Consider the following 13788-nt stretch of genomic DNA (forward strand, 5'->3'; position numbering starts at 1 on the left):
ATTTAGAAGTATCCAAACCGGTCGGCGTATGAAAAAAACGATAGGACTTTTTTCGTTGATAGGGTATTTATTGGCCGCTGTTGCCCAGTCGCCTGCCACTCCCGATAAGATCTATGGCGACTTATTCCACCAGGTGCAGATGAGTAAGATATTTCCGGATGGAAAAACTTTTGTAGACTGTATTCCCAAACGCGCTCCCAAAGACATCATGTACGATTACGGCCTGCGCAAAGGCCCGCAACTTGACCTGAAGAAGTTTGTAGAAGAGAATTTTGAATTACCACATACGCCGCAGATCAATTATGTTACCCGCGAAAAAGACGTGGTGATGCACATCAAAAACCTCTGGGGTGTACTTCGCCGGCAGCCGGATAGTGTAACCATCTCCCCCACCGGGAGCGGCCAGGGGGCTACTTCCTTATTGCCATTACCTTATCCCTACATAGTACCGGGTGGACGCTTCCGGGAGATCTATTACTGGGACTCCTATTTCACCATGCTGGGCCTGAAAGAAAGTGGAGAAACAGCTATGATCGAAAATATGGTGAAAAATTTTGCCTATCTCATAGAGACCTACGGCCATATCCCCAATGGCAACAGGACCTATTACCTCAGCCGTTCCCAGCCTCCTTTTTTTGCGTTGATGGTAGAATTGCTGGCCGAAGTAAAAGGCGATTCCATCTATGCCGACTTCCTGCCTGCCCTGCAAAAAGAATACAGCTTCTGGATGGAAGGCGCTGATAAACTGGCTCCCGGGCAGTTTGCCAAAAGGGTGGTGAAGTTGCCCAACGGCACGGTCATGAACCGTTACTGGGATGATAATCCCGCACCCCGCCAGGAAAGCTACCGCGAAGATGTGGAAACAGCCGAAAGATCAAAGCGTAATAAAACAGAGATGTACCAGCACCTGCGGGCAGGCGCGGAAAGTGGCATTGATTTCAGCAGTCGCTGGTTTGCCGATAAGAAAAGCCTTGCCACTATTCAAACAACCCATTATATCCCCGTTGACCTGAATGCCCTGCTCTACAAACTGGAGCTGGTGATTGCGAAAGGCGCTATGGTAAAACATGATGACAGCACTGCCAGCCTGTTCCGTAAAAAGTCTGACCGGCGACTGGCAGCCATTGACAAGTTTTGCTGGAGCAGAACACTCAATTTTTATACAGATTATAATTTCAGGACCCGGAAACAATCTACCATCGTATCACCGGCAGGTATGTATCCCTTCTGCGTCTTTACCAAAAAGCCGGATTATATGAGCCTGCTGGCGCGCCGGGCTGGTGAAGTGATCAAAGAAAAGCTCCTGAAAGATGGCGGTGTTACCACCACAGCCAATACTACCGGTGAACAGTGGGATGCCCCCAACGGGTGGGCACCCCTCCAATGGATGACGATCTGGGGACTTGATCGCAGCGGTCAGCGGGAACTGGCCAGGGATATTGCCGACCGCTGGATGAAACTGAACATCGATGTATTCCAACGTACCGGCAAGCTGATGGAAAAATACAATGTCGTTGATACCAAACTGGAAGCCGGTGGCGGTGAATACGCCGGGCAGGATGGCTTTGGCTGGACCAATGGCGTATTGCTGAAGCTGATCAGCAAATATGGCTTACCGAAATAATCGTTTAAACGGCCATTTCAAATACCTTCGCATAAATTTCATAATCATGGTCCGTTGGATGATCTGTCTTTTATTGCCAATAATCTTTTTTGCCTGCTCACCCAATAACGTTACTGTTGATGACAGCCTCAAGAAATACTTCGATGAGCATAAAATAGAGGGCACTTTTGGTTTATTTGACAATGGACAAGGCAGCTTTACCGTATACAACCTGCCCCGTTTTACCGACAGTGTTTATTTACCGGCTTCTACCTTTAAAATCATCAATTCCCTCATTGGCCTGGAAACCGGCCAGGTATTGGACAGCAGCACCGTTATTGCCTGGGACAGCATTGAGCGCAGGCGTGCCGAATGCAACAGGAACATGAGTATGTATGATGCCTTCCGTATCTCCTGCCCACCCTGGTACCAGGAACTGGCACGCCGCATTGGCAAGCCCGTGATGCAGAAATGGCTGGATACCCTGGGTTATGCCCGCCGCTATAGTAAGTTCACCATTGGCAATAACCTCGATACCTTCTGGCTGGATAATTCGGCCAAAGTAACAGCCGATGAGGAACTGGGTATTGTGAAGAAACTCTATTTCGACCAGCTTCCTTTTCAGCACCGCTCCCAGCGTATTGTGAAAAACATGATGCTGTGGGAAAAAGACGCCAATTATTCCCTGAGCTATAAAACCGGCTGGGGCTTCGATGAAAAGAACCATGCTATCGGCTGGATCGTTGGATGGATAGAGGAAAATACCCATCCTTACTTTTTTGTGCTGCAACTGGATTCACCCGACCGCAATTTTGATATGAAGCCCGCCCGTATTAAGATTTTGAAGGATATATTAAAGCAGTATGGCTTTATGCAAGGCAAGAAATAATCTGGTTTGATTATTGATTCAATATCCCTAAATTGATCCCTTGGACCTTCGTTTTCAACATATTGAATACCTTATTGGGCTGGCAGCCATCCCGCTGGTCATTGCCTTATTCTGGTGGGTATTGCGCTGGAAGAAAAAGACCGTTAAAAAGATCGGGGATGAGAAGCTGGTACACCAACTGATCAGCAGCTATTCGCCCCAAAACTTCCTGTTCAAATTCTTACTGGTAGCCGTATCGCTGGCCGCCATTATTGCGGCAGCCGCCAACCTGCAGCAACCAGGCGCTATGGAACAGGTACAACGCAAAGGCGTAGATATCGTGGTGGCCATGGATGTAAGCAAGAGCATGCTGGCGGATGACATCAAGCCAAACCGCCTGGAAAGGGCCCGCCAGTTGGTGTATAAACTCATGGACCAGTTACCGGACGACCGCATTGCGCTGGTATTATTTGCCGGCAGGGCTTACATGCAGATGCCGCTCACTACCGATCACAGCGCCGCCCGCATGTTTGTACAACAGGCCAGCCCCGATGTAGTGCCTACGCAGGGCACCGTGATCACAGAAGCCCTGCGCATGAGCAATACCGCTTTCAACAGCAAGGAAAGAAAATTCAAGTCCATTATACTGATCACCGACGGGGAAGATCATGACCCGGGCTCTGTGCCACTGGCACAGCAAATGGCCAATGATGGCGTAATGATCAATACCATTGGTATCGGATCGCCGGATGGCGCACCTATTCCCGATCCCGCTACCGGTGATTATAAAAAAGACCAGGCCGGCAATACCGTCATTTCCAAGTTGAATGAAACTGAGTTACAGCAACTGGCTGCCGCTACAAAAGGCGTATATGTAAGGCTCACAGACATTGATGCTGCTGTAACCGCCATGAAAAAGCAACTGGGCACTATTGAGCAAACCTCCATGGACGACAGCGCTTTCAAGAACTTTAAGAACTATTTCCCCTGGTTCCTGGGCGCCGCCTTACTGCTGCTGGTATTGGAATTCTTTTATCCTGAACGTAAATGGAAAACCGCATGAGCAAGCACCTCTTCATATTCATAGGGTTGGGAGCTTTTGCTGTTGTTGCGCAGGCGCAAACAGAAAATAAGGCTATCCGCTCCGGCAATAAGCTGTACAAGGAAGGGAAATATGATAAGGCTTTGCCCGAATATGAAAAGGCAGCTACACAAAACCCGGCCAATCCTGTAAGCCATTATAACCTGGGCAATGCACAGTTCCGCAAGGAAGACTTTACAGCATCGGAAAAGAATTTTGACACGGCCGTGAGCACTGCCACTACGAATGAGCTTAAACAAAAATCCACCTACAATAAAGGCGTTTCTTTATCCAAACAAAAGAAACTGCAGGAAAGCATTGATGCCTATAAAAAAGCGTTGCGTTTAAACCCGAACGACAAGGATACCCGGTACAACCTGGAAAAAGCCTTATCTGAACTGAAAAAACAGAACGAGCAGAAAGAGCAGCAGCAACCCAAACAGAACCAGCAGCAGAAGAAGCAACAACAAAAACAACAGCCAAAGCCAAAGCAAACCCTCGATAAGAAAAAAATAGAGCAATTCCTCAAGTCGCTGGAACAGAAGGAGCAGGAAGTACAGCGCAAAATGCAGCAAAACCGCACCCGCGCCACCACCCAGCCGGAAAAGGATTGGTAAAGAGGAGCTTTTAGCTATTGGCTGCCCGCAATGCCTTTTGTTTGCGGAGATTAGCTCCTTTATTCTCCGCACTTTCTGCGGACTTTTGATTGGTCTTGCGGAGATTAATACTATATTTACCGCATATTATGCGGAGATTAAGTCTATGTATATCCATCAATTAGATAAATGGCCTGATTTTCAGTGGGAAAAAGAAAAAGTCTCACGGCTTTTATTAGGAGTCCGTTACCGGCAAGGTAAACTGATAGGCCGGATGGAGGGCATGGGTTTTAATTTACAAGCAGAAGCCACCTTACAAACCCTCACCTTAGACGTTTTGAAATCCAGCGAAATTGAAGGAGAAATCCTCAATCCCGATCAGGTACGATCATCCATTGCCCAGCGCCTGGGGATGAATATTGCCGGATTGATACCAGCCGACAGACATGTTGAAGGTGTTGTTGAAATGATGTTGGATGCAACACAACATTACGATAAGCCATTGACCGATGACCGGCTGTTTGGCTGGCATGCGGCGTTATTCCCGGCTGGGAGAAGCAGCATATTCAAAATTGTCGTTGGCGCATGGCGAATCAACGACAAAAAAGATCCGATGCAAGTTGTATCAGGCCCGGCAGGCCGGGAAACAGTCCACTTTCAAGCACCGGATTCCGAATTGGTTGGTAGTGAAATGCAAAAGTTTCTTGACTGGTTCAATTCAAACATTGACCTTGACCCTATTCTCAAAGCTGCCGTTGCCCACTTGTGGTTTGTAACAATTCACCCTTTTGCCGATGGTAACGGGCGGATTGCCCGCGCAATTACAGATATGCAACTGGCAAGGGCAGATCAAACCTCACAACGCTTTTACAGCATGTCCGCACAAATCAGGAACGAACGCAAAACCTATTACGATATGCTGGAAAATACACAGAAAGGCACTTTGGACATTACCGAATGGCTTATGTGGTTCGTGAATTGCCTTGATCGCGCGTTGAGCGCAACAGATGAAACATTGGCAAAGGTTATCCGCAGGGCCAAACTTTGGGAAGATCTCAAAACCTATTCTCTGAATGACAGGCAGCAAAAAATACTGAATGCATTAATTGATGGTTTTGAGGGGAAACTCACCTCTACCAAATGGGCGAAAATGACTAAAGCATCACAGGATACTGCTTCCAGGGATATACAAGACCTGATTGAGAAAGGAATCTTGGTTAAGGAAGATGCCGGGGGACGTAGCACAAGCTATGCACTAAATATAGAGAATGTCTGATCGGCTATTATTTAAAGCGTCTTCTCAACCTGATTGGGTATCCTTTCCAGGTAACTCCGGAAAGCTATTGGCTGAATTCCAATCAAATAGTGATTGTTTCTTTGCTAAAAGCTAATAGCTAACACCTAACAGCTTCTTTGTACCTTTGCCACTCAATTACATTAGAACATGCAGCTTTACTGCGAATCATTGACAGAATATAAGCGACTCCCGACCCGTGAAGTAAAGATCGGCCACCTGTTGCTCGGTAATTTTCATCCTATCCGCGTACAAACAATGACAACCACCGATACGATGAATACCATCGCTACCGTGGAACAATCCATTCGCTGTATTGAAGCGGGCGCCGAACTGGTGCGCATCACTGCTCCCAGTAAAAAAGAAGCAGAAAATCTCCTCCACATAAAAAATGAACTGCATAAAAGAGGATACCATACTCCCCTGGTAGCTGATATCCACTTTACGCCCAATGCCGCCGAGATCGCCGCCCGCATCATAGAAAAGGTGCGTGTGAATCCCGGCAATTATGTAGACAAGAAGAAATTTGAGCAGATTGACTATACCGATGCGGAATATGCAGAAGAAATAGAACGCATCCGGGAAAGGTTCACGCCCCTGGTAAAGATCTGTAAGGAATATGGAACAGCCATGCGCATTGGCACCAACCATGGCTCACTCAGCGACCGTATCATGAGCCGCTATGGCGATACTCCTATTGGCATGGTGGAGAGTGCGATGGAATTCCTGCGCATTGCCCGCGATGAACAGTACCACCAGATCATCCTGAGCATGAAAGCCAGTAATCCGCAGGTAATGGTACAGGCGTATCGCCTGCTGGTACAAAACATGATGGCAGAGTTTAATGAATGTTATCCCCTGCACCTGGGCGTTACCGAAGCAGGAGATGGGGAAGACGGACGTATCAAATCGGCCATCGGCATCGGTACTTTGCTGGAAGATGGCATTGGCGACACCATCCGGGTATCACTCACAGAAGACCCTGAGTTTGAAATACCGGTATGTAAGGACCTGCTGAAAAGATACGAACCGGCAACCAGTCCGAAAGGACTCCTTCGGAGCAATCAACCATCAACAGTTCCCTCTACTGAAAAGATCACGTATAACCCATTTGCATACCAAAGAAGGGAAACCTTTGCCGTAGATAATATAGGAGCCAGGCATGTACCGGTAGTGATTGCCGACCTGAGCAAGCTGGAGGCCATTACCCCCGAAAGTCTGCAGAGCGTGGGTTACCTATATGATGAGCCTTCTGATAAATGGAATATCAGTGATGCAGCGGCAGACTATATTTTTACCGGTAATAAAATGGTTCCCTTTGCCTTACCCGGCACCTTGAAAGTGATCACCTATCCCGCCACCTGGGAGGAAGCCACTGATAAAGCCAAATACTTCCCCATTTTTGGCGACAGCGGTTATGCAGCAGCTACCGGCAAAAGCGATCACCTGAACTTTGTAATGGTGGATTGTTTTAATGATGCAACCGCTGTTAACAATTACACTTACCTCGATGTACTGGCCAATGATCCTACAGTAGTGCTCTGCCTCAGCAGCACCAATCAAAATGCCATGCAATCGGTTCGCCGCATGATGATGGAACTGCAAGCCCGGAAGATCAAAAACCCGGTAGTGCTGATTACGGACAGCAATTGGCAAACACCCGATGAACACCTCATCCACTTTGCTACCGAAACCGGCGCCTTATTACTGGAAGGTTTTGGCGATGGTATCTGCCTGGGTTATGGCAGTAAAGCGCAAATGGAAAATATACAGGTTACCGGCAGGACCTATCTGCCTATGAAGGACCTTTACCAGTTCACCAACAATACCGCGTTCTCTATTCTACAGGCTACCCGTACCAGGATCTCTAAAACAGAGTACATTTCCTGTCCTTCCTGTGGCCGCACGTTATTCGACCTGCAGGAAACAACCGCTAAGATCCGCTCGGTTACCAATCACCTCAAAGGTGTTAAGATCGCCATTATGGGTTGCATTGTGAATGGCCCCGGTGAAATGGCCGATGCCGATTTTGGTTACGTAGGCAGCGGACCAGGAAAGATCACCTTGTATAAAGGAAAAGAAGTGGTGAAAAGAAATGTAGACAGTAATATCGCTGTGGAAGAACTGATCAACCTGCTGAAAGATAATGAAGCATGGGTAGAGCCATAAACCAAAAACAATAAATTGCCTTGAATCGTATAGACCGACTGCACGCCATCCTTACGCACCTGCAAAGTAAGAGGCTGGTTACTGCCCAGGAAATTGCAGACCGCTTCAACATCAGTCTGCGTACTGTATATCGGGATGTAAAAGCTCTTGATGAAAGCGGCGTACCGGTTATTGGCGAAGCCGGCAGTGGCTATACCATCATGGAAGGTTACCGCCTTCCCCCCGTCATGTTTACCCAGGAAGAAGCCGCCGCTTTATTGCTGGGCGGCAAACTGGCGGCCCACATGACAGATGACTCTGTTAAAAAACACTTTGAAACAGCCCTCTTCAAGATCAAGGCCGTATTGCGCAGTACCGATAAAGACCAGATGGACATCCTGGCCGATCATATTGAAATACTGCGTTCCCGTGTACCCGAAGAAGAAACTCCCAGCCAGCACCTCACCGCCTTGCAAAAAGCCATCGCCGATAAGCGGGCTATTTTCATCCTCTATTATTCCAACTATAATGAGCAGGTGAGCGAGCGTGTTATCGAACCCATCGGCTTATGCCACTACAGCGCCAACTGGCACCTCATTGGCTGGTGCCGCTTACGGAATGGTTACCGCGATTTCCGGGTAAGCCGTATTAAACGGCTGCAGATAAAGGATGAACAATTTGACATTGATGCGCACCCTTCCTTAAAAGAATATATCGAAACCATGACCCATGAATCGGACCTGCAGGAAGTGGTGGTCCGTTTTGATAAAGACGTGGTAAAATACCTCGGCAGCCAGAAATACTGGCACGGCTTCGTACGGGAAGAGGAAGAAGCCGGTTTTGTGCGTATGCACTTTGTAACTTCCTCGCTCAATGGCTTTGGCCGCTGGCTGCTCATGTATACCAATACCGTCAGGGTCGAATCCCCTGCCTCCCTCCAAACCATGATGCAGCAGTTCTGCGCCGAAATGAAGGACCATTATCAATAATTTTTCCCTACTGACATAGGGCTGTCACTACCCGATAGTTGCTTTGTATAAACAAATCAACCTCTTATGTATGTCAAAACACATCCCCCGGTCACCATTCTGTATAGCCGGCATCAGACCACGATACCACAATTAAGCCAGTTCGTAGGAAACGTTGTAAAGGAGCTATATGCGGAAGCTGTTCAGCACAATGTACTCATCAGCGGCGCCCCCATCTGGATCTATCATGGCGCCGATGGCAAGCCGGATACCGTTTTCACGCTCGATATTGCCATTCCCATCCAGGGGCATCTTGAATCTTCCCGCTTCGCTATCAAACAATTACAACCTTTTAAGGCAGTGACCCATACCCACGAAGGCACCTGGAGCTCCCTGACCAACACCTACCAGGAGATCATGCAGCATATTGACGCCAATAAAATACCCATGAATGAGGAATGCAGGGAAGTGTACCTCAATATTGACTTTCAGCAGCCGGAATACAATGTGACCCAGGTACAAATGGGCGTGCTCTAAATATGTTAACGATAGCTATGAAAAAAGGGAGCTTAACCGCTCCCTCTTCTTATATCGCTTTAGCGCCGTCTTCAATCTGTGTTACATACACATGCGGCACCACTTTGAACAACTGGTTGAAGGACTGCTGTATCTTATTGGTAAAATCGGTTACAGCTTCACTCTTTACAATATTGATGGTGCAGCCGCCGAAGCCGCCACCCATCATCCGTGAGCCAGCTACTCCTTCAATAAAACCGGCACGCTCGGCCAGGAAGTCCAGCTCCGTACAACTTACACTGTATTGTTTGCTGAGGCCCTGGTGCGTGGCATTCATCATCTGGCCAAAAGTGGTCAGGTCGCCTTTTTGTAAAGCAGCACAACCTTTTGTCAGGCGCTCCTTTTCACTCACCACATACCAGCAGCGGTCATACACAATAGCAGGCAGTTCCTGTTTATGTAAGCTCAATACCTCTATGCTCACATCACGCAGAGAATTGATGTCCGGGTAATGCTTTTTAAGGATGGCCACGCCTTCTTCACATTGCTGCCTCCGTACATTGTATTCAGAGCCTGCCAGTGAATGGCTTACCATGCTATTTACCAATACGATCTTATAATCCGGGAAATCGAACGGGATATATTCATACTCCAGGCTGCGGCAGTCCAGTTTCATTACATGCCCTTTCTTACCGTGCAGGCTGGCAAACTGATCCATAATACCGCACTTCACACCCACAAAAGTGTGCTCTGTTTTTTGTCCGATAAAAGCCAGGTCCATCCGGCTGAAGCCGAGGCCAAATATTTCATTCAAGGCAAACCCATAGGCTGAGGTCAGGGCGGCGGAAGAGCTCATACCGGCTCCCACGGGCACATCACCATCAATGATCACATCCACCCCACGGATGGTTTTCCCCCGGTCCTGGATATGATATGTTACCCCCAGTAAATAATTCACCCAGCCATCCACCGGCTGTATGCCTTCGAGGGAAAAGGAATGGGTTTCATTAAACTGGTTGGCATATACATGAATAGTACCTGAATTATTCTCTGCCATCGCCACATACATCTTTTTGTCTACTGCGGCAGGCAATACAAAACCTTCATTATAATCTGTATGCTCTCCTATCAGGTTCACACGGCCCGGAGCGGCAATAATCATCGGGTTCTTATTATATCTCTCCTGGAATTGCCGGCGTAATTGTTCTGCGACCATATCTACAAAAAAATTAATTTTAGTTTTCTATTAACTGGAGTATGCGTTTTGCTATTGACAATGACAAGATCAACGACCTATCGTTATTGCGGCTGCAAGATAATGCAACAGGAGCAATGGTAGCTATTTTACCTGATTATGGGGCCCTCCTGCATGCCTTTGAAATTCCCCTTCAGGGAAAAAGCTTTAATGTCGTTGACAACTATTCCGGTAAGCCGGATATTGAGCAGGGACTTACCACCTCCTACAAAAGCGCCAAGCTTTCTCCTTTTGTATGTCGTATCGCCGGCGGTAAATACAATTTTGCAGGCCAGGACTTTGCGTTCAGCCGGAAATTCATGGATGGTACCGCCATTCATGGGCTTTTGGCCGATAAACCATTCGGGTTACTGCACCAGGCGGCCAATGATCAGTTTGCTTCAGCCACCCTGTATTATCATTACCACGCCGAAGATCCGGGTTATCCCTTCAATTACAGTTGTGAGGTGCGCTATACCCTTTATCCCGGCTGGCTACTACAGCTACAAACCATCGTCAGGAGCAGGGAAGAAGGGAACCTTCCCATTGCCGACGGCTGGCATCCTTACTTTACCCTGGGCGGTTCTATCGATGACTATGAATTGCAGTTCAACGGCCCTGCCATGCTGGAGTTTGATAACTACCTGATCCCGACCGGAAAGCTGCTGCCCAATATCGCTTTCAGAGAGCCTGCCCTGCTTGGCAGCCGGGAATTGGATAATTGTTTTATGCTGGATATACAGCCAGATGCTTCCTCCTGTATCCTGCGCAATCCGCACAACGGACTTACTTTATCATTGTATCCCGATGATAATTATAGCTACCTGCAGATCTATACCCCCGGCCACCGTAAAAGCATTGCCATTGAGAACCTCAGCGGTGCGCCGGATTGCTTTAACAACGGTATGGGCCTAACTTTGCTGGAACCCGGCCAGACGGCTACTTTTAACGTACGGTACCAGTTGAGTGTGGAATAAAACGAGTATTTTGCCCCCAAAATAGTGATTATGAAATGCCTGAGGTATATCCTTGTCCTTGTGCTGCTCGGTTTCCTGGTAAGCTGTTATGAAGTGAATGAAGAGATCGTGATCAATGAAGATGGCAGCGGCACCTATCTTACCAAAATGGACATGGGCCAGCTTCTTGAAATGATGCAATCGTTTGCAGGAGAAGAAGAACTGAGTAAGGAAGGTCTGGATAAAGGCATTGATACGGTCATCCGCCTGAAAGATATGCTGGACTCTGCCAAGGACATGACTGCAGAACAAAAAGCACTGATGGCCAACGGCACCATGAAGATGCAGATGGACATTAAGCGGAAGCTCTTCAAAATGGACCTGAACTTTCCTTATTCAGGCTATGATAACCTACAGAAGCTGATGGCCGGACAAGGTAACAGCGGCGCCGGATTGGCCGACGTATTTAAAAGGTTTTTTGGCGGCGATAAAAATCCGGCAACTGATACCTCGCTGATCATAGATGAAGCCAAAGAGCCCGACATGCAGGACATTGCCAATATCTACGACGTGACTGTTAAGAACGGGCTGATCAGCAAAAAAATAAACAACGAGAAATTCAAAGCCCTCACCGCACGCCCGGAGATGGCCCAGATAAAACAACTCAGCACCTCCGGCATGGAGATCTTATATACCACTACCATTAAACTGCCCCGCCCGGTAAAGAAAGCAGATAATCCCCTCATCACATTATCTGCGGACAAGAAAACCGCTACCATGCGGTATAACCTGCTGGAATTGCTGGAAACCCCGGACAAATTTTCTTACACACTGGAATATTGAGATCAGGCTTCGGACTTCTCCCTTTTCCATAATTTTGGCGATTCTAACCGCACAATATGCAAACAGATTTCTTAGTAATAGGCTCCGGTATTGCCGGCCTCACTTTTGCGTTGAAAGCCGCCCAGCAATTCCCGGATAAAAAAGTATTGGTGATCACCAAAACGCAGGCCGATGAAACCAATACCAAGTACGCCCAGGGAGGCATTGCAGGAGTTACTGATTTTGAAAAAGATAGTTTCGATAAACATATTGAAGACACGCTGGTTGCCGGAGACGGACTTTGTAATAAAGCCGTGGTGGAAATAGTCGTGAAAGAAGGGGTAGACCGCATCCGCGAGATCATTGACTGGGGCGCACGCTTCGACAAGGAAGCGGATGGCGATTATAAACTGGGTAAAGAAGGTGGTCACAGCGAATTCCGTATCCTTCACCACAAAGATGTAACCGGCCGTGAAATGGAACGGGCCTTGCTGGAAGCCCTCAACAGCTATAAGAACATTGAAGTGATCAAGCATTGCTTTGTGGTAGACCTCATCACCCAGCACCACCTTGGCTACCTCATTACCAAATCTACCCCCGATATCGAATGCTATGGTGTGTATGTATTGAACCGGGAAACCAACCAGATCGAAAAAATACTGGCCAACATTACCTTGCTGGCCACTGGTGGCAACGGGCAGGTGTATCGCTCCACTACCAATCCTTATATTGCCACCGGCGATGGGGTGGCCATGGTATACCGCGCCAAAGGCCGTATTGAGAACATGGAATTCATTCAATTCCATCCCACCGCCCTCTATGAACCCGGCGTGCGTGGCCAGTCGTTCCTCATCACGGAAGCCGTGCGCGGCGATGGCGGTATCCTGCGCAATAAGAATGGCGAGGCCTTTATGGAACGCTATGACAGCCGGAAGGACCTGGCTCCCCGTGATATTGTAGCCCGCGCCATAGATAGTGAAATGAAGATCACCGGTACCGAGCATGTGTACCTCGATGTGCGGCATATTCCCCTGGAGAAATTCACAGAACACTTTCCCAACATCTATGAAAAATGCAAATCCATTGGGATTGATGTAACAAAGCACCTGATACCCGTAGCGCCTGCAGCCCACTATAGCTGTGGCGGTATCAAAACTGATGAATGGGGCCGCACCTCCATCAAGAACCTGTATGCAGCCGGAGAATGTGCCAGTACAGGATTGCATGGCGCCAACCGCCTTGCCAGCAATTCACTGCTGGAAGCCATGGTATTCTCCCATCGCAGCTTCATGGATGCCACGCAAAAACTACAAACGAAAGAGTCTACCGGGGGGGGCCAGGGGGGGGCTGTTCCCGACTGGAATGCTGCCGGCACCACAAAGCCGAAAGAAATGATCCTTATTACCCAAAGCCTGAAAGAGGTACAACAGATCATGAGTGATTATGTGGGCATTGTTCGTACCAATACCCGTTTGGCCCGCGCCCTGAAAAGGCTGGACCTCCTGTGGGAAGAAACGGAAGCACTGTACCAAACCACTACCTTATCACCACAGCTTTGTGAATTGCGCAATATGATCACCGTCAGTTACCTCATTGTCAAATGCGCCAACTTCCGGGAAGAAAGCCGTGGCCTGCATTTCAATACAGATTACCCGCAAAAGAGTGAGTTGGTACAAAATATTGTGCTGTAAATACGTTATAC

12 protein-coding genes are annotated in these 13788 nt (G+C 48.0%); 11 read left to right on the forward strand and 1 reads right to left on the reverse strand.

Annotated features, from left to right (window positions below):
- The first annotated feature begins 28 nt into the window (after positions 1-28).
- The 8 genes from treF to HB364_RS03590 all read left to right on the forward strand — a co-directional run bounded on the left by treF (position 29) and on the right by HB364_RS03590 (position 9095).
- Complete coding sequence (treF, locus tag HB364_RS03555) at positions 29-1624, forward strand: alpha,alpha-trehalase TreF (RefSeq protein ID WP_167286510.1); 1596 nt, start codon at positions 29-31, stop codon at positions 1622-1624.
- Between the two features lie 46 nt (positions 1625-1670).
- A complete protein-coding gene (locus HB364_RS03560) occupies positions 1671-2492 on the forward strand; it encodes a class D beta-lactamase (protein WP_167286511.1) in 822 nt (273 codons plus the stop codon).
- 40 nt (positions 2493-2532) lie between these two features.
- Positions 2533-3534: a VWA domain-containing protein gene (locus tag HB364_RS03565; RefSeq protein ID WP_167286512.1), complete on the forward strand. Its 1002-nt coding sequence runs from the start codon at positions 2533-2535 to the stop codon at positions 3532-3534.
- Complete coding sequence (locus HB364_RS03570; protein ID WP_167286513.1) at positions 3531-4169, forward strand: tetratricopeptide repeat protein; 639 nt, start codon at positions 3531-3533, stop codon at positions 4167-4169. The genes HB364_RS03565 and HB364_RS03570 overlap by 4 nt, the downstream gene beginning before the upstream one ends.
- A gap of 145 nt (positions 4170-4314) precedes the next feature.
- The gene (locus HB364_RS03575) at positions 4315-5424 is read left to right on the forward strand and encodes a Fic family protein (RefSeq protein WP_167286514.1); all 1110 of its coding nucleotides are present in this window, start codon (positions 4315-4317) and stop codon (positions 5422-5424) included.
- Between the two features lie 168 nt (positions 5425-5592).
- Positions 5593-7611: a (E)-4-hydroxy-3-methylbut-2-enyl-diphosphate synthase gene (gene ispG / locus HB364_RS03580; RefSeq protein ID WP_167286515.1), complete on the forward strand. Its 2019-nt coding sequence runs from the start codon at positions 5593-5595 to the stop codon at positions 7609-7611.
- A gap of 20 nt (positions 7612-7631) precedes the next feature.
- Positions 7632-8579: a helix-turn-helix transcriptional regulator gene (locus HB364_RS03585; protein WP_167286516.1), complete on the forward strand. Its 948-nt coding sequence runs from the start codon at positions 7632-7634 to the stop codon at positions 8577-8579.
- A 66-nt stretch (positions 8580-8645) separates the two neighbouring features.
- A complete protein-coding gene (locus tag HB364_RS03590; RefSeq protein ID WP_167286517.1) occupies positions 8646-9095 on the forward strand; it encodes a GyrI-like domain-containing protein in 450 nt (149 codons plus the stop codon).
- Positions 9096-9144: 49 nt separating this feature from the next.
- On the opposite strand, the gene galK is transcribed toward HB364_RS03590, so the two are convergent.
- Positions 9145-10290: a galactokinase gene (gene galK, locus HB364_RS03595; RefSeq protein ID WP_167286518.1), complete on the reverse strand. Its 1146-nt coding sequence runs from the start codon at positions 10288-10290 to the stop codon at positions 9145-9147.
- A 41-nt stretch (positions 10291-10331) separates the two neighbouring features.
- On the opposite strand from galK, the gene HB364_RS03600 reads away from it, so the two are divergent.
- The 3 genes from HB364_RS03600 to nadB are packed head-to-tail and all read left to right on the forward strand — an operon-like array spanning position 10332 to position 13777.
- Complete coding sequence (locus tag HB364_RS03600) at positions 10332-11285, forward strand: aldose 1-epimerase (RefSeq protein ID WP_167286519.1); 954 nt, start codon at positions 10332-10334, stop codon at positions 11283-11285.
- A gap of 30 nt (positions 11286-11315) precedes the next feature.
- Positions 11316-12107: a hypothetical protein gene (locus tag HB364_RS03605; RefSeq protein WP_167286520.1), complete on the forward strand. Its 792-nt coding sequence runs from the start codon at positions 11316-11318 to the stop codon at positions 12105-12107.
- 56 nt (positions 12108-12163) lie between these two features.
- Complete coding sequence (gene nadB / locus HB364_RS03610; protein ID WP_167286521.1) at positions 12164-13777, forward strand: L-aspartate oxidase; 1614 nt, start codon at positions 12164-12166, stop codon at positions 13775-13777.
- Positions 13778-13788: the final 11 nt, after the last annotated feature.

This window comes from Paraflavitalea devenefica (assembly GCF_011759375.1).
Taxonomy (GTDB): Bacteria; Bacteroidota; Bacteroidia; order Chitinophagales; family Chitinophagaceae; genus Paraflavitalea; species Paraflavitalea devenefica.

Bases quoted from the DNA above. Each gene is read 5' to 3' on its own strand.
- treF (WP_167286510.1), top strand. From the start codon at position 29: ATGAAAAAAACGATAGGACTTTTTTCGTTGATAGGGTATTTATTGGCC.
- HB364_RS03560 (WP_167286511.1), top strand. From the start codon at position 1,671: ATGGTCCGTTGGATGATCTGTCTTTTATTGCCAATAATCTTTTTTGCC.
- HB364_RS03570 (WP_167286513.1), top strand. From the start codon at position 3,531: ATGAGCAAGCACCTCTTCATATTCATAGGGTTGGGAGCTTTTGCTGTT.
- HB364_RS03575 (WP_167286514.1), top strand. From the start codon at position 4,315: ATGTATATCCATCAATTAGATAAATGGCCTGATTTTCAGTGGGAAAAA.
- ispG (WP_167286515.1), top strand. From the start codon at position 5,593: ATGCAGCTTTACTGCGAATCATTGACAGAATATAAGCGACTCCCGACC.
- HB364_RS03590 (WP_167286517.1), top strand. From the start codon at position 8,646: ATGTATGTCAAAACACATCCCCCGGTCACCATTCTGTATAGCCGGCAT.
- galK (WP_167286518.1), bottom strand. From the start codon at position 10,290: ATGGTCGCAGAACAATTACGCCGGCAATTCCAGGAGAGATATAATAAG.
- HB364_RS03600 (WP_167286519.1), top strand. From the start codon at position 10,332: ATGCGTTTTGCTATTGACAATGACAAGATCAACGACCTATCGTTATTG.
- HB364_RS03605 (WP_167286520.1), top strand. From the start codon at position 11,316: ATGAAATGCCTGAGGTATATCCTTGTCCTTGTGCTGCTCGGTTTCCTG.
- nadB (WP_167286521.1), top strand. From the start codon at position 12,164: ATGCAAACAGATTTCTTAGTAATAGGCTCCGGTATTGCCGGCCTCACT.